Below are 26307 nucleotides of genomic sequence, written 5' to 3' on the forward strand. Positions count from 1 at the left end.
CAATGCCGCGGATTGAAAAAATTGCCGTCGTCGGCGCGGGCCTTTCAGGTGCAGTCATCGGGCGTGAACTGGCCAAGGCAGGTCACGAGGTCGACGTCTTCGAAACGCGAAACCATATTGCCGGCAATTGCCACACGGAGCGCGACGCGGCGACCGGCGTCATGGTTCATGTCTACGGGCCGCACATTTTTCACACCGATGACAAGGACGTCTGGGACTATGTGAATGTCTTTCAGAATTTCCTGCCCTATAAGAACCGGGTCAAGACGACCAGTTCCGGGCAGGTCTATTCCCTGCCCATCAACCTTCACACGATCAATCAGTTTTTTGGCAAGGTGTTCAGGCCTGACGAGGCGCGCGCTTTCATCGACAGCTGCTCGGACAAAAGCATAAGCGATCCGAAGACCTTCGAGGATCAGGCGCTGCGCTTCGTCGGCAAGGACCTGTATGATGCCTTCTTCAAGGGATATACGCAGAAGCAATGGGGATGTTCGCCGGCCGAGCTTCCGGCGTCCATCCTGAAACGGCTTCCAGTCCGTTTCAACTACGACGACAATTATTTCTTCCACAAATACCAGGGCATGCCGGAGCACGGCTATACCGAGATGATCGGGCGAATTCTCGATCACACAAATATAACAGTCCATCTGGAAACGCGCTTCGATAGCGGTCTGCGCAAGAGCTTTGACCACATATTCTATTCCGGTCCGCTCGACGGCTATTTCGAATACGAATATGGCCGTCTGGGATATCGCACGCTGGATTTCGAGCGCTTTACCTATGAGGGCGACTACCAGGGCTGCGCGGTCATGAATTATGGGGATGTCGCCGTGCCCCATACGCGGGTGACGGAACACAAGCATTTTTCCCCATGGGAAGATCATGCCGGTTCGGTCTGTTATCGCGAATTTTCCAGGGCCTGCGGTCCGGACGACATCCCCTACTATCCGATCCGCCTGATAAAGGAAAAGCAGCAGCTTGGCCAATATGTCAGGCGCGCCTTACAGGAGGCTTCCGTCACCTTCGTCGGCCGGCTCGGGACCTACCGCTATCTCGACATGGACGTCACTATTCGCGAAGCGTTGGACACCGCACGGCTATATCTCTCCACGAGCGCCGGTGAGACGCCCATGCCTGCATTCTTGCATCCGCCGCTCCAGATGCCTTGATTGGCGCCGGAACGAGGACGCGAACCCGCCTTTTGACACCCGGCCGAGTCCGGCGTTGAAGTCATTTCAAAAATTTGCAGCATGCTTTTTTGGCAGTGCTCGTCCCAGTCGTTCGAATCCCGCTGCGCCGGGCGAGCGAGGGTGGCGATACGCGTTAGCGAAGTCTTTTCCGGACACGGAGGCCCTGTCGGCTCAGCCCCGGGAGCGGTCAAAAAAGCCGCAGTTCTAGAACTATTTTCTCCGATCATAGGAGTTATTTGGAATCGATCGGAATAGTCATCTCCGTTTACCGCTTATATAGTCTATTAAATTAATAGACTATAAACATGCCCGCCGCCGAATATGCGTCGCAAGAGGACCCATTTTACGGATGATCGCAATGGCCAAACAGGTGATCGAGTATGCCGGCGTTCCGGTCGGCATCGTCGTTCCAGACAAGGACCAGCTGAGGTTCATCGCCGTGAAGTTTCACGTGCATGACCTCGACGGCCAGCACTTCGCCGCGCCGTCGGACGTGCTGCGAGCAATCCACAAATTGATGTCGGCATCACAAGCCGGCATTCATCGCGCCGCCTGATCGGAGAAACACCATGGGCAGGCTACGCCAATTCTTCCGGCTCTCTGCGTTGCGCGACGAGCTCGAAACGAGGTTGCTTGCTCGAGAGTATCGCTCCCTGCTTCTCGACGACCATTTCGAAGACGGCACGGATAGGGAACTCCAATCGACATACGCGGAGCTCACCATCGAAATCTCTTCGCGCCAGTATCGGCACCGCCATTGAAAGCGCACCCGCTGTTCACGCCATCCTGAACAGCGCCGTCAGCGCTCAAGAAGTGACTGTCAACACCATCATCGACCTGTCGACCGCTTCCATTATCGATCGGCTGGCGTTGCGACCCAATCCCGAGCCGGGTTTTACCGGACCTCAAATTCGGGATCCGGCGGGACCTGCAAGGCCAGCGCAAGATGATTTGTCTGCGCCGCAAGCCCGATGATCGTTAGAAGTTCGCCATGCTGTGCATCCGTCATGCCGCGCGAACGGGCCGCTGCGGTATGGGATTGAATGCAGTACTGGCAAGCATTCGCCGTCGACACCGCTATGTAGATCATTTCACGTGTCAATGGATCGATCGCACCTTCCACGGTCATGACCGATTTCAGCGTTTCCCATACCCGCTTGAGGTTTGCGGGATCGTTCGCAAGCGCACGCCAGAAGTTGTTGATGAAGTCGGTCTTGCGCGTCGCCCTGATGTCGTCGAACACGGCTTGAACGGCCGGAATGGCCGCAGCCTCTTGGTCAGACAGGAGCTTGACTGTTGCCATCGAAAGTTCCTTTCCGGCGGCCTCCATGGACGGCCGTAAACATGATCTTTTCTTCGGTTGCGTCGGCAGGCGAGAATTCACCGACAAGAGGAAATATCTAACGCAGCCGTTTCGGGGAAGCGGGCAAAATTAGAATTATTTATCTATAGAATTTATAGATTATCCTGTTCCCTAGCCCTGTCGAGTTTAGCGATGAGATTTTCGATCGCCCGGTGGATGCCCATCGGGTGCATGTGACTTGCCGTCTTCTTCCAAGACCAACCAGGAGCTTTCCATGAGCAATCCAGTTCTCGTCAATCAGATCATTCCCGAGTCCGATGTCGTGCCGCTGACCGGCCGTGTCGGCGCCGAAATCAGGAGTATCCGCCTTGGCGGAGAACTTTCCGACGCGACGGTGGCAGCCATCAACCAGCTTCTCCTGAAACACAAGGTCATCTTCTTCCGCGACCAGCAACATCTTGACGATACCGAACAGGAAGCCTTCGCACGCCGCCTGGGCGACCTTGTACCGCATCCAACCCAGGGTCCGGTGGCCGGCACGGCTTCCATCCTCAATCTCGATTCCAGCCGCGGCGGCGGCAGGGCGGACCAGTGGCACACCGATGTCACCTTCGTGGATGCCTATCCTAAATTCTCGGTCCTTCGCGGCGTCGTCATTCCGGCAGCTGGAGGCGATACGATCTGGTCCAACACGCATGCCGCATATGAAAGTCTGCCGGCGCCGCTCAAATTGCTGGCGGACAATTTATGGGCCATTCACAGCAATGCCTATGACTACGCAGCCGTGCGCCCTCGCGCCACCGCTGAAGAGAAGAAGCATTTCGAGGAAGTCTTCACCTCGACCATCTACGAGACCGAGCATCCAGTCGTGCGTGTCCATCCCGAAACCGGCGAAAGATCGCTGCTGCTCGGCAATTTCGTTCAGCGTCTAGTCGGCCTGTCGAAGAGCGACTCCGCGAAACTTTACGAGGTGTTCCAGTCCTACGTGACCGCCCCGGAAAATACCGTGCGCTGGCGCTGGAGAGCCGGAGATGTCGCAATTTGGGATAACCGCGCGACCCAGCACTATGCGGTCAACGACTACGGCGACCAGCACCGGGTCGTGCGCCGCGCCACCGTCGATGGCGACGTCCCTGCCAGTGTCGACGGTCGCCGCAGCGTCACCCACGTTAAGGCTGCCCGGCCGAAAGCAAATGCCGCATGAGCGCGGCCGGACAGTGGAAGGACATGAAACTCGCAAGCGCTTGCCGTGCTGATCGCCTCGGCTGGCGCAGGCTCCGGAATCCACTTGAAGTCGGTTGCTGCAAAATTCCTTAAATCGGCATCGATTGAAGGATAACATCATGCAGTATGTCAAAGTCGACAGCGCCCTCTGCGTATGTGGAAATACGCGCGGCGCTGTCGTGAGATTCCAAGAGCGCACTATCGATGACATCGAGGCAGAAGGGAGATTAGCAATGAGGCGGTTTGCGACACGCGTTGCCATGATTTTCGGGATGACATTTTTCTCGGCCGTTGCGGCCGCTCGGGCCGACGAGCCGGGGCTCTGGAAGGTTTACAACGACGCCTTCAAGGGCGCGAAATATGTGGATCTGACCCATACCATCACTCCGAAAATCCCCGTTTGGGCGGGCTTCGGCAATTCAAGCTTTGCACCGGCAAAGGCGGGTGCGAATTTAGAAGGCTTCGCCAAGCAGGGCGATGTCTACACCTACGACAAGCATGGTTTCGAAGCGACGAGCTACCTGCTGACGACAGATCAGCTCGGCACGCAGCTCGATCCGCCGGCCCATTGGGCACCGGAATATGCCGCAATCGACGAGTTGCCGGCGACCTTCGCGGTCCGCCCGCTCGTCGTCATTTCTATCGAGGACAAGGTGAAGGCCGATCCCGGCTATCACCTGCAGGTCTCCGACATCAAGGATTTCGAGGCGAAACACGGAACGATTCCCGAAGGATCGGTTGTCTTCGTCCGCTCGGGCTGGTCCAAGACATGGCCGGACCCGGCGCTCTCGACCACCACGCCTTTTCCGGGCGTCAGCCTGGATGCGCTGAAATTCCTCCATCTCGAGCGCAAGATCCTGTTTCACGGCCACGAGCCGCTCGATACCGACACCACGCCCAACCTCGAGGGCGAACACTGGCTGATGCATAACGGCTTTGCGCAGGCCGAAGGCGTTGCCAATCTCGATCAGGTCCCGGAAACGGGTGCATTGGTCGCGATCGGTTATCCGAAATTCGGGGGTGGGCTTGGCGGCTATGCCCGCTATATCGCCATCTGCCCTCCGGATTGGCCGCATGGCGTGACCATCGGCTCGGTGCCGGAAGCGCCGCTCGCAAAATTTGACAAACCGCTTCACTACGATGAAGCGGCAGGCATGCGCATTCGATAAATCGGGCGGCGACATCAAGTCCGCTCGGAGAGGTCATTGCCCTTTCGCACACGCCGATCATCCACATAAGGAGGATGTTCGCGTTTGGCGGCCGCCGATGGCACGACATCGAGCTCGATGACAATGATCGAGCTCGTTTGGTCGTGGGATCGATGAGCGGTTGTAAGGGCGTCACGGCAAAGGCGCGGTCGGCAAGCAGGCACGGTCCGGATGGCGAGGCCCAGTTTTCGAAGCAAATCCCTGATACACCGAGGAAAAATCAGAAGAGGAACACATCCATGACCGCTCAACCCGTTGCCACCCGCATCGTTCTTGCATCGCGCCCATCCGGAAAGCCGGTGGCGGCCAATTTCCGGCTCGAGCGGGAGACGGTTCGGGATCTCGCCGAGGGCGAGGTTCTTCTTGAGACGCTCTATCTTTCCCTGGACCCTTACATGCGGGGCCGCATGGACGACGCCAAATCCTATGCCAAGCCGGTCGACGTCGGCGGCGTGATGGAAGGGGGCACGGTCGCGCGGATCGCACGCAGCCGCAACGCGGCGTTCAAGGCAGGGGACATCGTGCTTTCGCATTCCGGCTGGCAGAGCCATGCGATTTCAGATGGTGCGGACTTGCGGAAGCTCGATCCGCAAACCGCACCAATCACGACGGCACTCGGCATTCTCGGAATGCCCGGCTTCACGGCCTATGCCGGGCTTCGCAATATCGGCAAGCCCAAAGAAGGCGAAACGCTTGTGGTCGCCGCGGCGAGCGGCGCGGTTGGCTCGGCAGTCGGGCAGATGGCAAAGATTTCCGGGGCACGTGTCGTTGGAATTGCAGGCGGGCCTGAGAAATGTGACTACATACGCCAGGCGCTCGGCTTCGATGTCGCCATAGACCATCATGCAAGCGATTTTCCGGCACAAATTGCAGCCGCTTGTCCGAAGGGTATCGATGTCTATTTCGAGAATGTCGGTGGCCACGTCTGGAGCGCGGTGTTTCCATTGCTGAACGACTTCGCACGCATACCGGTCTGCGGGCTGATCGCGCATTATAACGAAGGATCCTCTGCCTTGAGCGGACATGATCAGCTTCCTGCGGTGATGCGCGCCATCCTGCGCAAAAGCCTCGCCATCCGCGGTTTCATCCAGCGCGAATTCGCCGATCAGCGTCCTGACTTCTATCAGCAGGCTGGAGCGTGGATCACCGAGGGACGGCTCAAATACAAGGAGGACATCGTTGACGGACTTGAAAACGCTCCAGAGGCTTTTCTTGGCCTTCTGGAAGGGAGGAATTTCGGAAAACTGATCGTGCGCGTCGCGCCCTGAAACATCGCCTTGACGTTTCCTATTTCGCGGCGCGGTTCTTTTTGCTCGTTGTCGCAACAGAACAAAAAAGCCAATCCCTAAGAAGCGGATGCCGGAGCACGTATATTCTATGAAAAAGATAGATACACTTTAATTTAGCCTCATCCTATTCCGGAGGCTATGATGAAGATTACAAGACGCGCTTTCACGGCGGTGGTGGCAGGCGCCATCGCGACACCTTTGACGCATGTTCGACTGGCTGGCGCAGCTGACAAGGTCGTGCGTATCGGCTACCAGAAATATGGAACTCTGGTGCTTCTCAAAGGCAAAGGAACGCTGGAGAAGAAGCTTGAATCGGTCGGCTACACGGTTGAATGGACCGAGTTTCCAGGCGGCCCTCAACTGCTCGAGGCGCTGAACGCCGGTGCCGTCGATTTCGGATCGACCGGCGAAACGCCGCCGATCTTCGCCCAGGCCGCCAACGCTCCGCTCGTCTACATCGCGCACGAGCCCCCTGCCCCGCGCGGCGAAGCCATACTTGTCCCGAAGGACAGCCCTATCAAATCGGTCGCGGAGCTGAAGGGCAAGAAGGTCGCCTTCAACAAGGGCTCGAACGTGCATTACCTGCTCGTCAAGGCGCTCGAAGAAGCCGGCTTGAGCTATGAGGACGTGGAAGCATCCTTCCTCGCCCCGGCCGACGGTCGCGCCGCCTTCGAAAAGGGCGCGGTCGATGCTTGGGTCATCTGGGATCCCTTCCAGGCAGCGGCGGAAGTGGCGGTCGAAGCGCGAGAACTCAGAAACGGCGAGGGCATCGTTCCCAATCACCAGTTCTATCTCGGCACCAAGGCGCTGGTCGACGGCCACGCCGAGGCGATCGATGTCTTGATCGAGGCCATTTCCGAGATCGACGAATGGACCAAGTCCGATACCGCGGCTGCGGCGGCCGAGCTGTCACCGTCGGTCGGCATCCCCGAACCTGTGCTCGTCAAGGCGCTCGAGCGTCAGTCCTACGGGGTCAAGAGCCTGGATGACACCGTCGTCGCGCAGCAGCAGAACATCGCCGACACGTTTTTCAAACTGAAGCTCATTCCCAAGCAAGTGAAGATTGCGGACGTCATCCGCAAGAGCAAGGCGTGATCCCCACCTGAGATCCTGGTCCCAGCGGGAAGGTCTGGCCAACCTTCTCGTTAGGAGCCGCGTTGTGAGCCTGCCGAGTGTAGCAAACCTCCGGCACGTGAGACGTTATGCGTCATCATCCCTGGAGCCCGAAGGAACGGAACGACTGATGCGGTTAGTTGGCGAGGCCCCCGCGCACTACGCCTTTTGGACGGATATCGTCGTGCTCCATCCGTCGCTACAATCATCGCGCGAAATGACGGGGATGGGGGATGCGTCAGGGCTATCGCAATCCACAGAAGAGACCGGTGCTTCTCAAGTTTCCGGGTTTGGTCATCGGCGCGCTCGCGTTTGGTGCGGCCGGCGGCTGGACCGCGAGCGACTTGCTGGCCTCATGGAGCGCTTCTGGCGGCTCCGGACAATCGTGCAGGATCAAGGGCAACATCTCCATCAACACGGGCGAGCGTATCTTCCACCTGCCGGGGCAGCGACGCTACGCAGAGACGAAGATCAGCCCCCAGTTCGGGGAAAGATGGTTCTGCTCAGAATTCGAAGCGTGGGCCGCCGGCTGGCGGAAATCGAAATCGTGATGCTTCGGCGTGGGGCCGGAGAAGCTTTGGCGCGGGCATGCCGCAGAGACCGGGCCGCATCGACTTAACACGTTCTCGGGGAAACGATGGTGCTACGGATCGGGGACTAACCCAGCCCCGATCCGTCAATCCAAGTTGACGTGAGAATCCTCGATAAGCCTTTAACCGCGCTCGCACCGGCGCCCGTCGTGGGACACCGCGAAGTCGCAGCAGTATCGGCTGCTACTCTCCCGTTTGGGGGTTCCTTGCAATTCGTTCGCCGGTTTGGGGGTTTCTTGCCCCTTCGCCCTGCACTTTCCCCGAGCCTGTCGGACCACTCTCCTTGGAGCCAGGCGCTTCGGCTCCGTTTTGCGGCCCGCCCAACCAATCATCGGTCTCGCCGGTACGCTGCTCATTCCATTTAAGCTGGCCCCGAAGATCTTCAGATACTGGCTGGGGAGGCTTTGCCGTGCCAGACGAGTTGGAAGGAGCGGCTTGGCTGGGGTCTTCGGGCGCAGCCGCGTATTCTGGGGGGTCTTGGATTGTCTTCTTGGCGGGAGGCGTCTTAGAGTTATCGGTCATCACGATCTCCACTGTTGCGCCTTGTTGGATTGGGTAAGGCGGACCAACGAAAATTATCAGACCAACGAATTGAAAACTACCGTAGGATTTAATGGTATATTTTACTGTCTCAGGTTGTAAACTTAGATCGACCGGCGAGAGCGGCGGAAAAGATTTCCCTCGAAGACCTCACAGAGGACATAGCGCCGCGGATTGCTGACCAGCCTGAATGCTCGCCCGCAGACGCTTTTACGTGCTATGATGGGCCGCACGGCTCAATCTCGACGTCGGCAATATGACAGATGGCCGAAAGCTACTTTGCCCCGGCGTAGAGAGTTTGCGCCCAGCACGGGTTCGAGCCCCGGAGCGCTGGGTGTGTTGCCTTTTTTGCTGATCCGAGGCGAGGAGGTTGTTCATGTCCACGAGTAGTGTCGACCGCCCGCTGCAACCCGGCGACCGGGCACCGAATGTTGTATTCGACGCGATCTCGCGCGAAGGCAAGATCGCGCTCGATGATTTTCGAGGCCGCAGCCCGTTACTGATCGGTTTGTTTCGAGGCCTACACTGTCCGTTCTGCCGGCGTCATCTCGCGGCGATGGCGCAACTCAACCCGGCCCTGAAGGAGAAAGGCATCGAATGTCTCGCAGTGGTCAAGACGCCAGTCGAGCGGGCGCGGCTCTACTTCCGCTACCATCCGCTACCCGACCTTCTTAGCGCATCCGACCCGGTGGGGGCTTCACATCGCGCCTTCGGTTTACCCATCCTCGAGTTCACGGAGAATGAAACCGAATGGCCGCACAAGCTCGGAATGGACGCGGTCATGACAATGCGGATCGATCTGCCGGGGGAGTTGCCCGTGCCGATGAACCCGGCTGCGGCGGGCGACTTTCTTGAGAAAAAGGACTGGTATGAAATTACGGCGGCCGACCGGCAGATTATGATCGCCGGTCACATGCCGCTTATCGGCGAGTTCCTGCTCGATCGGGAAGGCACTGTGCGCTGGAGTTTCACAGAAGCCGAAGAGGAAGGCCAAAATCTATGCCGGGCGCCGAGTCCCGAAGAATTGATGTCCGCAGCTTCCCAAGTCGCACATCTATAAGCTGCTGAAAATCTCGACGACCACCGTCCTCAGACGGTCGGCAGCCTTTACCAATACTCGGCGGACTCGCAGGGCTTCCCGTTGTTGACGATGATCAGCAGGTCGAAATCCGCCCGATAGCCCTTCGTTGTGAAGGGTTCATCCACCCAGCCACCTTTGGCGTAGAAGCCAAACAGGATGATCTTCAGGATCCGGCCACTTCCAACACCGCGCCTAATTTAACTGTTGGCGAAATGATGTAGGGCCAAGCCGAGGTCGGATACGCGCCTAAGCTCCTCGGCCGCGTGCATCTGCCTGTGGCTGATCGGGTCCGTATGACTGCCGCCGGCTAACGGCTCGCGGCCGTAGTCGATGGCGCTTCCCATAAGGCGGGGAACCTCGTCGCAGCTGCGAGCTGAGCGGCGTCGATCCGGCCGCGCGAGGCCAGCATCGTGATGTCGCTCTCCTTGATGTTGATGATCGGCGGGACCGTGCGCGGTTCGTCGCATCTGACGGATGTCGAACCAGCGACCCCTTGACCCCAGGAATTGGAGCCGTGATCGACGGTTTTGCCGCCGATCGCGACGCCTTCCAGCATTGTCAATGTCCGGACCTGGACTTGGGCCTCAGATATGCAGGGCACTTCCCAAAGCTTTCAGCGCCGCCTCCATCACCGCTTCGCTGCGGGTCGGATGTGCATGGATGGTGCCTGCGATGTCTTCCAGACGCGCACCCATCTCGATGGCCAGCGCAAAAGCCGCCGAGAGCTCGGAGACCCCGGCGCCCACCGCCTGCAGGCCGAGCACGAGATTGGTGTCGGCGCGGGCCACCACGCGCACGAAGCCCTCTTCGGATAGCATCGTCATCGCCCGACCGTTGGCGCTGAACGGAAACTGGCCGGTGCGGATTTCATAGCCTTGCGCCTTCGCCTCTGCCGGCGACAGGCCGGCGCTGACGATCTCCGGGTCGGTGAAGCAGATGGCGGGAATGCATCTTTTGTCCCAGGCCCGCTTCTTGCCCGCAATGATCTCAGCCACCATCTCGCCTTGCGCCATGGCCCGGTGGGCAAGCATCGGCTCGCCGGTCACGTCACCGATCGCATAGATGCCGCGCATCGACGTGCGGCAACGATCGTCGATCCTCAGATAAGGGCCGGCACGATCGAGATCGAGCTCTTCGAGACCCGACCCAGCCGTTCTCGGGCGGCGGCCGACGGTGACGAGGATGCGGTCCGCCGGCAGGCTTTGCTGACGGCCATCCGGTGTTTCGACGATCAATGCGTCGCCATCGTCGGCAAGGCCGATCGCCTTGGCGCCGGTCAACACCCGGATACCGCCTTCGGCCAACTTGCGCATGACGGGCCGCACCAGCTCGGCATCATATTGGGGCAGCACCTGCGGCGTCGCCTCGACGACCGTCACATCAGATCCCATCTTGGAAAAGGCCGTCCCGAGCTCCAGCCCGATATAACCGCCGCCGACCACGACGAGTTTGTTCGGCAGCTCGGTCAGCGACAGCGCCTCTGTCGAGGACATGACGCGGCCGCCGAAAGGCAGATCGGCAAGCTCCACCGGATCGGAACCGGTGGCGATCACCACGGTCTCGGCCCGGATGATCTGCTGGCCGGTTTCCGTCTCCACCTCCACCGTCTTGCCGTCGCGGAAGCGGGCCCGACCGTGGACGATCTTGACCCGCGCCTTTTGCAGCAGTCCCGAAACACCGCCTGTGAGCCGGCCGACGATCCCGTCCTTCCAGGCAATCGTTCTGCCGAGATCGATCGAGGCGCCTTCGACGCGGATGCCCATCGGGTTCCTGCCAGCCAGCATCTTTTGCGTCGCGTCGAATTCCTCAGCCGCATGGATCAGCGCTTTGGAGGGAATGCAGCCGACCGTCAGGCAGGTGCCACCCGGTTTACCGGCCTCGACGATGACGGTATCGATGCCGAGCTGTCCGGCGCGGATGGCGCAGACATAGCCGCCCGGACCGGCGCCGATGACGAGGAGCTTGCAGAGGATCTCTTTCATGGATCTCAGCCTTCGATGAAAATGAGCGCCGGCGTTTCGATCAGCGTGCGGATGCGCTGCACGAAGTTTGCCGCATTCCAGCCGTCGATGATGCGATGGTCGAAACTGGAGGAGAGGTTCATCATCTTGCGCGGCACGAATTGCGCGCCGTCCCAGACCGGTCGCGTGGCGATCTTGTTGACGCCGATGATCGCCACCTCGGGATGATTGATGATGGGTGTCGAGACGATGCCGCCGAGCGCGCCGAGCGAGCTGATGGTGATGGTGGAGCCGGAAAGCTCATCGCGCGTCGCCGTCCCGGATCGTGCTGCTTCCGCCAGCCGGTTCATCTCGGCGGCGCAATCCCAGATGCCGCGGGCTTCCGCATGCCGGACCACCGGCACGGTCAGGCCGGCCGGCGTCTGTGTGGCGATGCCGATATGGACGGCACCGTGGCGGGTGATGATGCCGGCATCGTCGTCGAAGGTGGCATTGACGTCAGGCTGCTCGGAAATCGCCTTGACCAGTGCGCGCATCAGGAAGGGCAGAACAGTCAGCTTCGGGTGGCCTGGCCTGCGGTCGCCGTTCATGGTGGCGCGAAGCTCCTCGAGCGCGGTCATATCCACTTCCTCCACATAGGTGATGTGGGGGATGCGCGAGGCGGAAAGCACCATCTTCTCGGCGATGCGGCGGCGCAGGCCGGTCAGCTTGATCTCCTCGGTCGCCGTCTTCCTGGCAAAACCGTTCTTCACTGCTGCGGGAGCGGCTCCTGGGGTCAGGAATTGCTCGATATCCTCGCGCAGGATACGCCCGGCCGGTCCTGTCCCCTGCACCTGCCTGAGATCGACACCGCTTTCCCTGGCAAAAAGCCGCACCGAGGGAGCGGCAAGCGGCTTTTCCGTCGATGCAGCCGCCGGCACTGGCGCTGGCGCTGGCGCTGCCGGGGTAGGTTTTGCAATGTCGGCCATGGGGGCTTCGGCAATCGGCGCCTGCCCAATCACCACAGGCTGCGTCTCGCCGACATCTCCCGCCGTCTCGATCCGCACCAGCGGGGCCTTGACCGCGATGCGGTCTCCGACCTCGCCGGCAAGCCAGATGACGGTGCCATGGACGGGCGACGGAATTTCCACGGTGGCCTTGTCGGTCATGACGGCGGCAATCACCATGTCCTCGCGGACGGGATCGCCTGTCTTCACGTGCCATTCCACAATCTCGGCCTCGGCGACCCCTTCCCCGACATCGGGCATCTTGATGATGAATTCGCCCACGGCTCAGGCCTCCATGACTTCGGCAAGCGCCCGCCCGACACGGCCGGGACCGGGGAAATAGTCCCACTCCTGCGCATGCGGATAGGGCGTGTCCCAGCCGGCGACACGCACGACCGGCGCCTCGAGATGATAGAAGCAATGTTCCTGCACCAGTGCTGCGACCTCGGCGCCGAAGCCCGACGTCAGGGTTGCCTCATGCACGACGACGCAGCGCCCCGTCTTGGCGACCGATTTGACGATCGCATCGAGATCGAGCGGCAGCAGGCTCCTCAAATCGATCACCTCGGCATCGATGCCGGCATCTTCGGCTGCGGCAAGCGCCACATGCACCATGGTGCCGTAGGCAATCACGGTCACCGCCGATCCGACGCGCCGCACCTCGGCCTTGCCGATCGGAATAGTGTAATGGCCATCGGGCACCTCGCCGAGGTCATGCTTCGACCAGGGCGTCACCGGCTTCTCGTGATGGCCGTCGAAGGGGCCGTTATAGAGCCGCTTCGGCTCCAGGAACATGACGGGATCGGGATCCTCGATCGCTGCGATCAGCAGGCCTTTGGCATCGTAGGGATTGGAAGGCACGATCACCTTCAGCCCGCAGACGTGGGTAAAAAGCGCCTCCGGGCTCTGGCTGTGCGTCTGGCCGCCGAAGATACCGCCGCCGGTCGGCATGCGCACGACGATCGGGCAGGTGAAATCGCCGTTGGACCGGTAGCGGATGCGCGCCGCCTCCTGCGTCAGCTGGTCATAGGCCGGATACATGTAATCGGCGAACTGGATTTCGACACAGGGCTTCAGCCCGTAGGCGGCCATGCCGATCGCCGTGCCGACGATGCCGGATTCGCTGATCGGCGTATCGAAGCAGCGTGTTCTGCCGTATTTTGCCTGCAGGCCCTGCGTCGAGCGAAAGACGCCGCCGAAATAGCCGACGTCCTCGCCGAAAACGACGACATTGTCGTCCTTCGCCATCGAGACGTCCATGGCGCTGCGCACCGCCTCGATCATCGTCATCCTGGCCATGTCAGTACCCCGCCTGCTGCCGCTGACGGCGGATATGCGGCGGCATCTCGGCATAGACGCCCTCGAAAATGTCGCGCACCGAGGGCCTGCCGCCGGCGTGCAGGGTGCCGTGCGCCTCTGCCTGGCGCTGCGCCTCGATCACCTCATCCATGATTTCGGCTTCCGCCTGCACATGCCGCTCCTCCGACCAGACACTCTTGACGATCAGATGTTTCTTCAGCCGCAGCACGGGATCTCCGAGCGGCCAGGCCTCCGATTCCGTCTTCGGCCGGTAGGCGCTCGGATCGTCGGAGGTCGAGTGGGCGCCGACGCGGTAGGTCACATATTCGATCAGCGTCGGGCCGAGATTGCGCCGCGCGCGCTCGGCCGCCCAGCGGGCGACCGCATGGACGGCGAGATAATCGTTTCCATCGACACGCAGCGCCGGAATGCCGAAGCCAAGGCCGCGGGCGGCGAAGGTGCCGGAGCCGCCGCGGGCGATGCCCTGGAAGGTGGATATCGCCCACTGATTGTTGACGATGTTGAGGATGACCGGCGCCTTGTAGGTCGAGGCGAAGACCAGCGCCGAGTGGAAATCCGATTCCGCCGTCGATCCGTCGCCGATCCAGGCCGCGGCAATGCGGCTGTCGTTCTTGATCGCCGAGGCCATCGCCCAGCCGACGGCCTGCACATATTGGGTAGCGAGATTGCCCGAGATGGTGAAGAAGCCGTGCTCCTTGGAGGAATACATGATCGGCAGTTGCCGGCCGCGCAGGGGATCGCTCTCGTTCGAGTAGATCTGGTTCATCATCTCGACCATCGGATAGTCGTCGGCGATCAAGAGGCCCGCCTGGCGATAGGTCGGGAAATTCATGTCTCCCTTCTCGAGCGCCTTGCGGAAGGCGCAGCTGACGGCTTCTTCGCCGAGATGCTGCATATAGAAGGAGGTCTTGCCCTGCCGCTGCGCCATCAGCATGCGGGCGTCGAAGGCCCGCAGTTTCATCATGTTGCGAAGCCCGGTCAGCAGCTCCTCATCGGAGAGCGACCCGGCCCAGGGGCCGACCGCCTCGCCGTCGCGGTTCAAAACACGGATGATGGAATAGGCAAGATCGCGGATGTCTTCCGACGCGACATCCACCTCCGGCCGCGGCACCGCGCCGGCCTTGGCAATCCTGACATTGGAAAAATCAGGCTGGCCGCCAGGTCGGACGGCGGGTTCGGGGACGTGCAGGCTCAAACGAGCAGAATCCACCATGTCGTTTCTTTCCTCCCTTGCCGGCCTTGCCCCTCTCCTCCGAGAGCCGGGCCGGATGTCGTTCTATAGATTGCGGGCGATCACCATGCGCTGCACGTCGCTCGTTCCTTCGTAGATCTGGCAGATGCGCACATCGCGGTAGATGCGCTCGACCGGATAGTCGGCCATGTAGCCATAACCTCCATGGATCTGGATCGCATCGGAGCAGACACGCTCGGCCATCTCGGAGGCAAAGAGCTTCGCCATCGAGGCTTCCGACAGACAGGGCAGCCCCGCCTCCCGGAGCGAGGCGGCATGAAAGACGAGCTGCCGCGCCGCCTCGATCCGCACCGCCATATCGGCAAGGCGGAAGGCCACGGCCTGGTGCTCAAAGATCGGTTTGCCGAAGGCCGTGCGCTCGCGGGCGTAGTCGCGCGCCGCCTCGAAGGCCGCCCGCGCCATGCCGACGGCCTGCGCCGCAATGCCGATCCGCCCGCCCTCGAGATTGGCGAGCGCGATGCGATAACCTTCACCTTCCGCACCGAGCCTCAGCCCGGCCGGGATGCGCATGTTGTTGAAGGCGATCTGGCAGGTATCGGTGGAATGCAGCCCAAGCTTCTCTTCGACGCGGATCACCTCGTAGCCTGGCGTCTCCGTCGGCACGATGAAGGCGGTAATGCCTTTCTTGCCGGCGTCGGGATCGGTGACGGCAAAGACGATGATGACATCGCCGTTCTTTCCCGAGGTGATGAATTGCTTGGAGCCGTCGAGCACATAGTGGTCACTGTCACGCCGCGCCCGGGTCTTCAGGTTCGAGGCATCCGAACCCGCCTGCGGCTCGGTCAGCGCAAAGCCGCCAATCCATTCGCCGTTGGCCAGTTTCGGCAGGAAACGCTGCCGCTGCTCCTCGGTGCCGAATTTCAGGATCGGCACACAGCCAACGGAACTGTGCACGCTCATGATCGTCGAACAGGCTCCGTCGCCGGCGGCGATCTCCTCAAGTGCTGCGGCATAGGCGACCACGCCGGTATCCGAGCCGCCATAGGCTTCCGGCACCAGCATGCCGAGCAGCCCGAGTTCACCCATCTCCTTCAGTTCCTCGCGCGGAAAGAGATGCTCCCGGTCGCGTTTGGCTGCCCCCGGCGCCAGCCGGTCGCGGGCAAAGTCGCGGGCGAGATCTGAAATCTGCTGCTGGAGGTCGGAAAGGATCATCTGTTCTCTCCTCCTATTGCCGCTCGATGGCGACGGCGGTCGCCTCGCCGCCGCCGATGCAGAGCGCCGCCATGCCGCGCTTCAGATCGTAGCGCTCCAGCGCCGCAAGCAGCGTCACCAGGATCCGGGCCCCCGAAGCGCCGATCGGATGGCCGAGCGCGCAGGCGCCGCCATGCACATTGACCTTCTCATGCGGCAGGTTGAGATCGCGCATCGCCGCCATGGCGACGACGGCAAAGGCCTCGTTGATTTCGAAAAGATCGACCTCCGACAACGATAAGCCGGTGCGATCGGACAGTTTCTGCAGCGCACCGATCGGTGCGGTAGCGAAAAGATTGGGCGCCTGCGAATGGGTGGCATGGCCAAGGATGGTGGCAAGCGGCTTGAGGCCGCGATGCTCCGCCTCGGAACGGCGCATCAGCACGAGGGCTGCCGCGCCATCGGAAATCGAGCTGGAATTGGCGGCAGTCACCGTGCCGCCGTCTCGGAAGGCCGGTTTCAGCGTCGGGATCTTGTCGAGCTTCGCCTTGCCGGGCTGTTCGTCGCGGCTCGCCACCTGCTCAGTCCTGCCGGATTTCACCGTAACCGGCACGATCTCGCGGTCGAAACAGCCTTCGGCAATCGCCTTCTGCGCCCGCGTCAGCGAGGCGATGGCGTAGCTGTCCTGCGCCTCGCGCGTGAACTGATAGGCCTCGGCGCAATCCTCCGCGAAGCTGCCCATCAAGCGCCCCTTGTCATAAGCATCCTCCAGCCCGTCGAGGAACATATGATCCACGACACGCCCATGGCCGAGCCTGTAGCCGCCACGGGCCTTGTCAAGGAGATAGGGCGCATTCGTCATGCTTTCCATGCCGCCTGCAACCGCCACCGAGGCGCTGCCTGCGGCGATCAGGTCATGCGCCATCATCACGGCCTTCATGCCCGAGCCGCACATCTTGTTGACGGTGCTGGCCGCCGTCGCGAAAGGCAGGCCGGCATGGATCGCCGCCTGGCGCGCCGGCGCCTGGCCCTGCCCGGCCGGCAGGACACAACCGAAGATAACCTCCTCGATCGCCTCGGCCGCGATGCGGCTGCGCTCAAGCGCTGCGCGGATCGCCGTCGCTCCAAGCTCCGGCGCTGTCGCCTCTTTCAGCTCTCCCTGAAAGCTGCCGATCGGGGTGCGCGCTGCACCGACGATGACGATGGGATCCTGCAAAACCATCTTTCCTCCTTGGGGCGACGCGTTCACCGCGCGCCCATCCGCAATGCGCCGTCGAGGCGGATGACCTCGCCGTTCAGCATGTTGTTTTCCAAGATATGGCGCACCAGCCCGGCAAATTCCGCCGGCCGGCCGAGCCGCGGTGGAAAGGGCACGCTCTTGCCGAGTGCGGCCTGAACCTCAGCCGGCATATCAGCCATCATCGGCGTCTCGAAAATGCCGGGCGCGATCGCGACGACGCGAATGCCGTGACGCGCAAGCTCGCGGGCGATCGGCAAGGTCATCGCCGCCACCCCACCCTTGGAGGCGGCATAGGCTGCCTGGCCGATCTGACCGTCGAAGGCGGCGACCGAGGCCGTATTGACGATGACGCCGCGTTCGCCTTCGGCATCCGGATCGGTCTTCTGGATCGCTGTGGCGGCAAGCCGGATCATGTTGAACGTGCCGATGAGATTGATTCCGACCGTGCGGGCAAAACTTTCCAGCCGATGCGGCCCGTCGCGGCCGATCACCTTTTCGGCCGGTGCGACGCCGGCGCAATTCACCAAGCCGCGCAAGCCGCCGAAGGCGTCGACGGCAGCGGCAACCACCGCTGCTCCCTGCTTCTCATCGGCCACGTCGGCCTTGACGAACTGTGCAGCGCTTGCGAATTCCCAGGCGACATGTTCGCCCGCTTCGACATTGAGATCGGCGATCGTCACGCGCCCGCCTGCCTCGACAAGCGCGCGCACCGTGGCAGCACCGAGGCCGGAGCCACCACCGGTGACGATGAAGCTTGCTCCTTGGATCAACATGAATCTGTTCCTCCCTGCCGGCGGCGACCGCCTCCAAGCGCAACCGACGGGTACGATTCTATTCGCTCCACCTATTGCAAGCGATGACAGAAATGCTCCATTATTTCGGCCAGTTTTGCCATAGCGAGGGTGGGGTGGCCGAAATCGAGCGACGGATGATTGCGCCGGCCTTTGTCGAGGAGGCGCTCGACAGCCTGCGGCGACTAGATAAGCCGACGCAGCCTATTCTTGCGCGCGTGGGACTGCCCCGGGTCGACCAGCCGGTCTCGGCAGAAACCTACGGCGCGCTGTGGCTGGCCATCGCCGCCGAGCTCGACGACGAATTCTTCGGCATGGGCGGCCGACCGATGCGCAGCGGCAGCTTCACACTGCTCTGCCACTCTGTGCTGCATGCGCCGACGCTGGGTCATGCGCTTCGTCGGGCGCTGCGTTTCCTCGATATCGTGCTCGACGATCCCAGGGGACAGCTCGTCATCCGCGACGGTCTGGCCGAGGTCGAGCTTCGGGATGCCGGCGGCCCGCGTTCGGCCTTCGCCTACCGTACCTATTGGATCATCCTGCACGGCATCATCTGCTGGCTGGTTGGCCGGCGCATTCCGATCCGGCGCGTCGATTTCCGCTGCGCCGAGCCTAAACAGGGCGCCGACTACCGGCTGTTCTTCGGTGCGCCGGTGCGTTTCTCGCAAGCCATCAGCCGGCTGGGCTTTGACAGCACCCTGCTCGACCTGCCGATTTCACGCAGCGAACAGGCGCTCAAACAGTTCCTGCGCGGCGCGCCCGCCAATATTCTGGTGCGCTACCGCTATGATGCCGGCATCGCCGCAGCCGTGCGCCGCCGCTTGAGTCAGGCAACACCTGCCATGTGGCGGAGCTTCGCCGAGCTCGCCGCTGATATGCGCATGCCGCCCTCCACGCTCCGCCACCGCCTGCACGACGAGGGACAAAGCTATGCCGCCATCAAGGATGACATCCGCCGGGATCTCGCCGTTGACCTGCTGCTGAACACGCCGAAGACCATCGGCGAGATCGCCGTCCAGCTCGGCTATTCCGAGCCGAGCGCCTTCTTCCGGGCCTTCAGGAAATGGATAGGCAAGAGCCCTGAGGCCTTTCGGCGGGACGGAACGGAAAATCGAGAGGATGTCAGTCGAATCGATTGACTCGTTCTGACCGGCCCCGCGCGTTCGCGAACATGACGGCAATCTTCATCACGAAGGACTTGCTGAAGCGACCAAGAACCTCCTGATGAGGCTCGATGTACCAGGAACGCTCGACGATATCGTAATTGTATTCGTCGACGACGATCCAACTTTGTTTGAGATCACCGAGACCAGCACGCCGACGTTCGATATCGGGAATTTCCAGCGCAGCCCTTCCCGACGGCGGCGGTTGCGTGGTGATTGCCAGAAGGGCGAGATGCGTATTTCCATCGCTCGCACTGCGGATCGCAATGATGACACAGACCGGGCGCTGTTTGCGCCACTCCGTCTCACCACGCTGCTGCTGCCATGCCCAGAGATAGGGATAGGTTATCACCTCGCCAGGGCGAAACTCATGGTTCATCGTCGTAACTTTCCCCGCGCGCCAGTCGCTCAATCGCCTCGCCGAACAATTCGGCATGCTCATCCGGCATCTCCGAAATGTGATGCGCGCGACGCGGGTCCTCGCCGCTGCGCATCCTCTGATAGTGTTCATAGCTCATCAGCACGAAACGGGGCTTGTTGTGGCGGGTAAGAATAACCGGCTCGCGGCTCGCGACATCGGTGACATCACCAATCTGTTTATTGAGATCACCTGTCGTGAACTGTCGCATGACTATACTCTCCGGTTTAATTTCCATATATTCCATATTTTCCATCTTTTCAAGAAAATGGCGTTCACGCGCCCTCGACGAGAATTCTCAAGGCTCTCCACCCGTATCATTCAAGGGCACTTTGACCCCGCCGCAACCCGCGCTACATATTTCAGCGGGAGGAGTGCCATGTTTGATTTTTCGCTCGGCGAAACCGCGGACGCGATCCGTGAAACGACGGCGCGGTTTGCTGCCGCTCATATTGCTCCGCTGGCTGCGGAAATCGACGAAAGCAACACGTTTCCACGCCACCTCTGGCCTGAGATGGGCGCCCTCGGCCTGCATGGGATTACCGTCGAGGAAGAATTCGGCGGCGCCGGTCTCGGTTATCTCGATCATGTCGTCGCCATGGAGGAGATTTCACGGGCCTCGGCTTCCGTGGGCTTGAGTTACGGTGCCCATTCCAATCTCTGCGTCAACCAGATCCGCCGCTGGGCCTCGCCGGAACAGAAACGCCGTCATCTGCCGAAACTGATCTCCGGCGAACATGTGGGTTCGCTTGCCATGTCCGAGGTGGGCTCCGGTTCCGATGTCGTCTCCATGCGCTTGCGTGCCGAGAAAAAGGGGGACCGCTATGTTCTGAACGGCGCCAAATTCTGGATCACCAACGCGCCGCATGCCGATGTGCTGGTCGTCTATGCCAAGACCGATCCCGCAGCCGGCCCGAAAGGCATTTCCGCCTTCATCGTCGAAAAGGGCCTGCCGGGCCTCAGCGTCTCCAAGAAACTCTCGAAGCTCGGCATGCGCGGCAGCGATACCGCCGAACTGGTCTTTCAGGATTGCGAGGTGCCGGCCGAGGCGCTGATGGGCCGGGAGGGAGAAGGCGTGAAGATCCTGATGTCCGGCCTCGACTACGAGCGCGCAGTGCTCGCCGCCGGGCCGCTTGGCATCATGCAGGCCTGCCTCGACGTCGTGTTGCCCTATGTCAGCGATCGCAAACAGTTCGGTAAGCCGATCGGTGACTTCCAGCTGATGCAGGGCAAGATCGCCGACATGTATGTCGCGCTGAATTCGGCGCGCGCCTATGTCTATACCGTTGCCCGGGCCTGCGATGCCGGCCGCGCGACGCGCACGGATGCGGCCGCCGCGATCCTCTTTGCCAGCGAGAATGCCGTGAAGGTCTCGCTGGAAGCGATCCAGGCACTCGGCGGCGCCGGCTATACCAAGGAATGGCCGGTCGAACGCTTTTTGCGCGACGCCAAGCTCTACGATATCGGCGCCGGTACCAACGAGATCCGCCGCTACCTGATCGGCCGGGAGCTCATCGCATCATGACGGTGATTTCGACTGCGATCGACCGCGATAGCGAGACCTTCAAGGCCAATACAGCCAAGAACAAGGCCCTTAGCGACGAACTCCACGACCGCTCGGCGAAAGCGCGCCAGGGTGGATCGCAGGCAGCGCGCGAGCGCCATACCGGCAAGGGCAAGCTCCTGCCGCGCGACCGGATCCAGCTGCTCATCGATGCCGGCAGCCCGTTCCTGGAGATCGGCACGCTGGCGGCCAACGGCATGTATGATGATGAGGCGCCCGGCGCCGGCATCATAACAGGCATCGGCCGTGTTTGCGGCCGCGAGGTGATGATCGTCGCCAATGACGCGACGGTGAAGGGCGGCGCCTATTACCCCCTGACGGTGAAGAAACATCTGCGGGCGCAGGAGATTGCTCTGCAGAACCGGCTGCCATGCCTCTATCTGGTCGATAGCGGTGGCGCCAATCTCCCGCATCAGGCCGACGTCTTTCCCGACCGCGACCATTTCGGCGCGATCTTCTACAACCAGGCCCAGATGTCGGCCGAGGGAATCCCACAGATCGCCTGCGTGTTGGGAAGCTGCACCGCCGGCGGCGCCTATGTGCCCGCCATGTCCGACGAGACGGTCATCGTGCGCAATCAGGGCACGATCTTCCTCGCCGGTCCGCCGCTGGTGAAGGCCGCGACCGGCGAGATCATCTCGGCCGAAGAGCTCGGCGGCGCCGAGACCCATGGCCGCCGCTCCGGCGTTGTCGATCATGTCGCCGAGAACGATGAACATGCGCTGCTGCTCGTGCGCGATATCGCAGCCACCCTCAACACTGTGAAATCAGTCGATATCGACCTCCAGCCGCCGCGACCACCGAAACTCGATCCCGAAGATCTCTGCGGTCTCATCCCGGATGATGTGCGTTCACCCTACGACGTGCGCGAGGTCATCGGACGGATCGTCGATGGCTCGGAACTGCATGAGTTCAAGCCGCTCTACGGCACCACGCTGGTCTGCGGTTTCGCCCGCATCTGGGGCATGCCGGTCGCCGTCATCGCCAATAACGGCGTGCTGTTTTCCGAAAGTGCGCTGAAGGGCGCCCATTTCATCGAGCTCGCCTGCCAGCGGCGCATACCCTTGCTTTTCCTGCAGAATATTTCTGGCTTCATGGTCGGCGGCCGCTATGAGGCTGGCGGCATCGCCAAGGACGGGGCCAAGCTGGTGACGGCCGTTGCAACCGCCACCGTGCCGAAGGTCACCGTCATCATCGGCGGCAGTTTCGGTGCCGGCAATTACGGCATGTGCGGCCGCGCCTATCGCCCGCGCTTCCTCTTCACCTGGCCGAACAGCCGCATCAGCGTGATGGGCGGCGAACAGGCGGCCTCCGTGCTTGCCACCATTCGCCGAGATTCCATGGAGGCGCGCGGTGAGAATTGGCCCATGGAAGAGGAGGAAGCCTTCAAGGCGCCGATCCGCGCCGGCTACGAGGCCGAGGGCAATCCCTATTATGCCACCGCCCGCCTTTGGGACGACGGCATCATCGATCCACGCCAGACGCGGGACGTGCTGGGCCTTGCCTTTTCCGCCTGCCTGAATGCGCCGATCCCGAAAGGGCCGCGCTTCGGCCTGTTCAGGATGTGAGGCGTCGATGATGGAAAGCCTGCTCATTGCCAACCGGGGCGAAATCGCCCGCCGCGTCATCCTCACGGCCAGGATGCTCGGCATCCGCACCATTGCCGTCTATTCCGAAGCCGATGCCGGCCTGCCCTTTGTCAGGGAGGCGGACGAGGCGATCGCCATCGGCCCCTCGCCGGCCCGCGAAAGCTATCTCTCGCCGCAGCGCATCCTGGAGGCTGCCCGCAAGAGCGGCGCCGCTGCGATCCATCCGGGCTACGGCTTCCTGTCGGAAAATGCCGATTTTGCCGAGGCGGTGGAGAAGGCCGGCATCGTCTGGGTCGGCGCGCCGGCCGCTGCCATCCGGGCGATGGGGCTCAAGGATGCCGCCAAGGAATTGATGCAGGCAGCCGGCGTGCCCGTGACCCCCGGTTATCTCGGATCGGACCAGGGCGAAGAGAGGCTGGCGGCGGAAGCCGAGGCCATCGGTTATCCCGTACTCATCAAGGCGGTTGCCGGCGGCGGCGGCAAGGGCATGCGCCGCGTCGACCGCGCGCAGGATTTCGCCGAACGTCTCGCCTCCTGCCGCCGTGAGGCGGCCGCCGCCTTCGGCGACGACCGCGTTCTGATCGAACGCTATATCGCCAATCCGCGCCATATCGAGGTGCAGGTTTTCGCCGACAAGCTCGGCAATTGCGTGCATCTCTTCGAACGCGATTGTTCGCTGCAACGCCGTCATCAAAAGGTGATCGAGGAGGCCCCTGCCCCCGGCCTCGATGCCGCCACCCGGGCGGTGATCTGCGAGGCGGCGGTCAAGGCCGCAAGAGCGGTCAACTATGTCGGCGCCGGCACCATCGAATTCATCGCCGATGCCTCCCAGGGCCTGCATCCTGACCGTATCTGGTTCATGGAGATGAATACGAGGCTGCAGGTAGAACACCCCGTCACCGAGGCGATTACTGGCGAGGATCTGGTGCTCTGGCAGTTGAAGGTCGCGAGCGGCGAGCCCTTGCCGAAAAGCCAGGACGAGATCGCCATGAATGGCTGGGCCTTCGAAGCCCGGCTCTATGCCGAAAATCCGGCCGCCGGTTATCTGCCTTCGACCGGCCGGCTCGACCATCTGCGCCTGCCGCAATCCGTCCGCGTCGACAGCGGCGTCGAACAGGGCGATGAGATCACCGCCTTCTACGATCCGATGATCGCCAAGATCATTGCGCATGGACCGGACCGCGAGGCAGCCCTTTCGAAACTTGCAGCCGCCTGCGCCGAAATCGAGGTCTGGCCGGTCAGATCCAATGCCGGCCTGCTTGCCCGCATCGCCGTCGATCCGGATTTTCGCGCCGCTCAGATCGATACCGGCTTCCTCGACCGCCATGGCGATAGCCTTGTGGCGACGGAGCCGAGCGAAATCGCGATCGACACCGCAGCCGCCGTGCTTTCAAGAAATACCGATGATGATCCCTGGGCCGCGCTTGCCGGATTCCGCATCGCCGACGCGGATGACAATCGGGTGCGCATCCGTATCGGCGATCACCTCTTCTGGGGGCAATCACGTCGGAAGCCTGAGGCAAATATCGTCACGATTGGTGAAACGACCGTACTTTTCGACGGCGGCAATGCCTGGCCGATCAGCCTGCCCGTCGCCAGCGAAATCGAGGCGAGCCAGGGTGCGGGCGATGGCGCGATCCTTTCGCCGATGCCCGGCCTCGTGATTTCGGTGGATGTCGCCGAAGGCGATCATGTCGCCAAGGGGGAGCGTCTGCTGACGGTCGAAGCGATGAAAATGGAGCATTCGCTGCGCGCGCCTTTTGACGGCATTATCGGAAAACTGCAGGTTTCCACCGGCGCCAGGGTCTCGGAGAACCAGCTGGTCGTCACCGTCACGAAGGAGCAGGATTGATGGCCGGCCGCTATTTCGACGAATGGACGCTCGGCGACCGCATCGCCCACGAGATCCGCCGCACGGTCACCGAGACCGACAACCTGCTGTTTACGACGCTTTCCCACAATCCGCAGCCGCTGCATCTCGATGCCGATTATGCGGCCGGCACCGAATTCGGCCGGATCGTCGTCAACGGCACCTTCACCTTTGCGCTCACCGTCGGTCTTTCGGTCGGCGACACCACGCTCGGCACGCTCGTCGCCAATCTCGGTTACGACAAGGTGACGATGCCGAAGCCGGTCTTCATCGGCGACACGCTGCGGGTGGAAACGGAGGTGACGGAACTGCGCCGCTCGAACTCCCGCCCCGACGCCGGCATCGTCACCTTCCGGCACATCACCCTGAACCAGCGCAGCGAGATCGTCTGCCAGTGCCTGCGCACCGTCATGCTGAAGGTAAAGCCGTCATGAGACTTCGCTCGCTGCTCTTCGTGCCCGGCGATCGGCCGGAGCGTTTCGAGAAAGCACTCGCCTCGGGCGCCGATGCCGTCATTCTCGATCTCGAAGATTCGGTTGCACCCGCCAACAAGCCACGCGCCCGCCAGGCCGTCCAAGAATTCGTCCTGCGCCAGACTGGCGAAACCAATCTCCTGATCCGCATCAATCCCCTCGCCTCCCCGGAGTTCGAAAACGACCTTGCCGCTCTGAGTGGCCTCCATCCTTTCGCGATCATGCTGCCGAAGGCCGAGGGGGCGGCTTCGGTGCTGAAGCTCGCAGGCTCACTTGCACCTGAAATCCCCATCTTGCCGATCGCAACCGAAACGCCGTCGGCGATCTTCGAGATCGGCAGCTACCGGGACGTCGCGGCCAGCCTCTGCGGCCTTACCTGGGGTGCTGAGGATCTGCCTGCCGCGATCGGGGCTGCGACCGCGCGACGGACGGATGGCCGTTACACGCCGCCTTACGAGCTTGCCCGCTCGCTGACGCTATTTGCCGCCCATGCCGCCGCCGTTCCGGCCATCGACACCGTCTATCCCGATTTCCACGATCATAGCGGTCTCAGGGCCTATGTCGGCCGCGCGCGGCGCGACGGCTTTTCCGGCATGATGGCCATCCATCCGAGCCAGGTCGAAACGATCAACCACGCTTTCACGCCTGACGCTTCCGAGATCGCCTGGGCGGAGAAAGTCGCCGCCGCTTTTGCCGCCAGGCCGGACGCAGGCGTCATCCAGCTTGAGGGGCGCATGCTGGATATGCCGCACCTCAAGCTTGCCCTCCGGCTCCTGAACGCCGTCGGACGTTAGACAACCGCTCCGGCGGGCCTGGAACGATGCCAGCTCAATCGTAGGGGGAATAACATTGCCTGCGCGGTCCCCTGGAGGGCTGAAAGCTATTGTCATAGGCTGAATACGACCGGTACCGGCGCGCGCACCAAGCATAGTGTCTCCCGTCATATTCATTCGAATATTCCTCCGATGGCGGAGGAGCATCGGGCGGTGGCGGCATGACAACGGTTGGGAG

At 61.9% G+C, this 26307-nt stretch carries 26 protein-coding genes and 2 pseudogenes; 15 read left to right on the forward strand and 13 right to left on the reverse strand.

Annotated elements, in window-relative coordinates:
* The first annotated feature begins 2 nt into the window (after positions 1-2).
* The 3 genes from FHT79_RS00150 (at position 3) to FHT79_RS00160 (ending at position 1951) form a co-directional block, all read left to right on the forward strand.
* Positions 3-1169 (forward strand): UDP-galactopyranose mutase, encoded by a 1167-nt coding sequence (locus FHT79_RS00150; protein ID WP_097595458.1) that lies wholly within the window; start codon positions 3-5, stop codon positions 1167-1169.
* A 379-nt stretch (positions 1170-1548) separates the two neighbouring features.
* Positions 1549-1746, forward strand: coding sequence for a hypothetical protein (locus tag FHT79_RS00155; protein ID WP_097595561.1), 198 nt, complete (start codon positions 1549-1551; stop codon positions 1744-1746).
* Between the two features lie 13 nt (positions 1747-1759).
* Positions 1760-1951, forward strand: a complete 192-nt coding sequence (locus FHT79_RS00160; RefSeq protein WP_164735891.1) for a hypothetical protein — start codon at positions 1760-1762, stop codon at positions 1949-1951.
* 134 nt (positions 1952-2085) lie between these two features.
* Here FHT79_RS00160 and FHT79_RS00165 read toward each other — a convergent pair whose 3' ends face one another.
* Positions 2086-2493, reverse strand: coding sequence for a carboxymuconolactone decarboxylase family protein (locus FHT79_RS00165; protein WP_097542660.1), 408 nt, complete (start codon positions 2491-2493; stop codon positions 2086-2088).
* 274 nt (positions 2494-2767) lie between these two features.
* Between FHT79_RS00165 and FHT79_RS00170 the strand changes: the two genes are divergently transcribed.
* The 6 genes from FHT79_RS00170 to FHT79_RS00195 all read left to right on the forward strand — a co-directional run bounded on the left by FHT79_RS00170 (position 2768) and on the right by FHT79_RS00195 (position 9517).
* Positions 2768-3697 (forward strand): TauD/TfdA family dioxygenase, encoded by a 930-nt coding sequence (locus FHT79_RS00170; protein ID WP_097542461.1) that lies wholly within the window; start codon positions 2768-2770, stop codon positions 3695-3697.
* A 292-nt stretch (positions 3698-3989) separates the two neighbouring features.
* Positions 3990-4886 (forward strand): cyclase family protein, encoded by an 897-nt coding sequence (locus tag FHT79_RS00175; RefSeq protein ID WP_164735890.1) that lies wholly within the window; start codon positions 3990-3992, stop codon positions 4884-4886.
* Positions 4887-5164: 278 nt separating this feature from the next.
* Positions 5165-6193 carry an NADP-dependent oxidoreductase gene (locus tag FHT79_RS00180; RefSeq protein WP_097542463.1) on the forward strand — a complete coding sequence of 343 codons (1029 nt, stop codon included), beginning with the start codon at positions 5165-5167 and terminating at the stop codon, positions 6191-6193.
* A 162-nt stretch (positions 6194-6355) separates the two neighbouring features.
* Positions 6356-7309: a sulfonate ABC transporter substrate-binding protein gene (locus tag FHT79_RS00185; protein ID WP_097542464.1), complete on the forward strand. Its 954-nt coding sequence runs from the start codon at positions 6356-6358 to the stop codon at positions 7307-7309.
* Positions 7310-7560: 251 nt separating this feature from the next.
* The gene (locus tag FHT79_RS00190; protein WP_097630243.1) at positions 7561-7878 is read left to right on the forward strand and encodes a succinoglycan biosynthesis protein exoi; all 318 of its coding nucleotides are present in this window, start codon (positions 7561-7563) and stop codon (positions 7876-7878) included.
* Between the two features lie 955 nt (positions 7879-8833).
* A complete protein-coding gene (locus FHT79_RS00195) occupies positions 8834-9517 on the forward strand; it encodes a redoxin domain-containing protein (RefSeq protein ID WP_097542467.1) in 684 nt (227 codons plus the stop codon).
* Positions 9518-9547: 30 nt separating this feature from the next.
* Here the strand turns inward: FHT79_RS00195 and FHT79_RS31985 are convergent.
* The 9 genes and pseudogenes from FHT79_RS31985 to FHT79_RS00235 form a co-directional block, all read right to left on the reverse strand.
* Positions 9548-9714: pseudogene (locus FHT79_RS31985) on the reverse strand (nucleotidyltransferase); the annotation flags it as partial.
* Between the two features lie 131 nt (positions 9715-9845).
* Positions 9846-10094 (reverse strand): hypothetical protein, encoded by a 249-nt coding sequence (locus FHT79_RS00200; RefSeq protein WP_164735889.1) that lies wholly within the window; start codon positions 10092-10094, stop codon positions 9846-9848.
* A 28-nt stretch (positions 10095-10122) separates the two neighbouring features.
* A complete protein-coding gene (lpdA, locus tag FHT79_RS00205; RefSeq protein WP_097542469.1) occupies positions 10123-11520 on the reverse strand; it encodes a dihydrolipoyl dehydrogenase in 1398 nt (465 codons plus the stop codon).
* A gap of 5 nt (positions 11521-11525) precedes the next feature.
* Positions 11526-12767, reverse strand: a complete 1242-nt coding sequence (locus tag FHT79_RS00210) for a dihydrolipoamide acetyltransferase family protein (protein WP_127429936.1) — start codon at positions 12765-12767, stop codon at positions 11526-11528.
* 3 nt (positions 12768-12770) lie between these two features.
* On the reverse strand, positions 12771-13784 hold the full coding sequence (locus FHT79_RS00215) for an alpha-ketoacid dehydrogenase subunit beta (RefSeq protein WP_097542471.1): 1014 nt from the start codon (positions 13782-13784) through the stop codon (positions 12771-12773).
* Position 13785: 1 nt separating this feature from the next.
* Positions 13786-15018 (reverse strand): 3-methyl-2-oxobutanoate dehydrogenase (2-methylpropanoyl-transferring) subunit alpha, encoded by a 1233-nt coding sequence (locus FHT79_RS00220; protein ID WP_097542472.1) that lies wholly within the window; start codon positions 15016-15018, stop codon positions 13786-13788.
* 63 nt (positions 15019-15081) lie between these two features.
* Positions 15082-16209 (reverse strand): acyl-CoA dehydrogenase family protein, encoded by a 1128-nt coding sequence (locus tag FHT79_RS00225; RefSeq protein ID WP_097542473.1) that lies wholly within the window; start codon positions 16207-16209, stop codon positions 15082-15084.
* A gap of 13 nt (positions 16210-16222) precedes the next feature.
* Positions 16223-17410, reverse strand: a complete 1188-nt coding sequence (locus tag FHT79_RS00230; RefSeq protein ID WP_097542474.1) for an acetyl-CoA C-acyltransferase — start codon at positions 17408-17410, stop codon at positions 16223-16225.
* 23 nt (positions 17411-17433) lie between these two features.
* Entirely contained in the window at positions 17434-18201 is a 768-nt protein-coding gene (locus FHT79_RS00235) for a 3-hydroxyacyl-CoA dehydrogenase (protein ID WP_097595464.1), read from the reverse strand.
* A gap of 92 nt (positions 18202-18293) precedes the next feature.
* Between FHT79_RS00235 and FHT79_RS00240 the strand changes: the two genes are divergently transcribed.
* Positions 18294-19358 carry an AraC family transcriptional regulator gene (locus FHT79_RS00240; RefSeq protein ID WP_244604744.1) on the forward strand — a complete coding sequence of 355 codons (1065 nt, stop codon included), beginning with the start codon at positions 18294-18296 and terminating at the stop codon, positions 19356-19358.
* On the opposite strand, the gene FHT79_RS00245 is transcribed toward FHT79_RS00240, so the two are convergent.
* Both FHT79_RS00245 and FHT79_RS00250 read right to left on the reverse strand, forming a co-directional pair.
* A complete protein-coding gene (locus FHT79_RS00245; RefSeq protein ID WP_127430147.1) occupies positions 19342-19761 on the reverse strand; it encodes a hypothetical protein in 420 nt (139 codons plus the stop codon). The two genes, FHT79_RS00240 and FHT79_RS00245, sit on opposite strands and share 17 nt — an antisense overlap.
* Positions 19751-20011, reverse strand: coding sequence for a type II toxin-antitoxin system prevent-host-death family antitoxin (locus tag FHT79_RS00250; RefSeq protein WP_097542661.1), 261 nt, complete (start codon positions 20009-20011; stop codon positions 19751-19753). The genes FHT79_RS00245 and FHT79_RS00250 overlap by 11 nt, the downstream gene beginning before the upstream one ends.
* Positions 20012-20179: 168 nt before the next feature.
* Between FHT79_RS00250 and FHT79_RS00255 the strand changes: the two genes are divergently transcribed.
* The 5 genes from FHT79_RS00255 to FHT79_RS00275 are packed head-to-tail and all read left to right on the forward strand — an operon-like array spanning position 20180 to position 26090.
* Positions 20180-21325, forward strand: coding sequence for an isovaleryl-CoA dehydrogenase (locus tag FHT79_RS00255; protein ID WP_127429934.1), 1146 nt, complete (start codon positions 20180-20182; stop codon positions 21323-21325).
* Positions 21322-22932: a carboxyl transferase domain-containing protein gene (locus FHT79_RS00260; RefSeq protein WP_127429933.1), complete on the forward strand. Its 1611-nt coding sequence runs from the start codon at positions 21322-21324 to the stop codon at positions 22930-22932. Before FHT79_RS00255 ends, FHT79_RS00260 begins: the two co-directional genes overlap by 4 nt.
* A 7-nt stretch (positions 22933-22939) precedes the next feature.
* Positions 22940-24805, forward strand: a complete 1866-nt coding sequence (locus FHT79_RS00265) for an acetyl/propionyl/methylcrotonyl-CoA carboxylase subunit alpha (protein WP_183902847.1) — start codon at positions 22940-22942, stop codon at positions 24803-24805.
* The gene (locus FHT79_RS00270; RefSeq protein WP_047612454.1) at positions 24805-25257 is read left to right on the forward strand and encodes a MaoC family dehydratase; all 453 of its coding nucleotides are present in this window, start codon (positions 24805-24807) and stop codon (positions 25255-25257) included. Before FHT79_RS00265 ends, FHT79_RS00270 begins: the two co-directional genes overlap by 1 nt.
* On the forward strand, positions 25254-26090 hold the full coding sequence (locus FHT79_RS00275) for a CoA ester lyase (RefSeq protein WP_047614756.1): 837 nt from the start codon (positions 25254-25256) through the stop codon (positions 26088-26090). The genes FHT79_RS00270 and FHT79_RS00275 overlap by 4 nt, the downstream gene beginning before the upstream one ends.
* 34 nt (positions 26091-26124) lie before the next feature.
* Here the strand turns inward: FHT79_RS00275 and FHT79_RS31990 are convergent.
* Positions 26125-26289, reverse strand: a pseudogene (locus tag FHT79_RS31990) (BA14K family protein); the annotation flags it as partial.
* Positions 26290-26307: the final 18 nt, after the last annotated feature.

The organism is Rhizobium sp. BK212, assembly GCF_014197475.1.
Taxonomy (GTDB): Bacteria; Pseudomonadota; Alphaproteobacteria; order Rhizobiales; family Rhizobiaceae; genus Rhizobium; species Rhizobium anhuiense.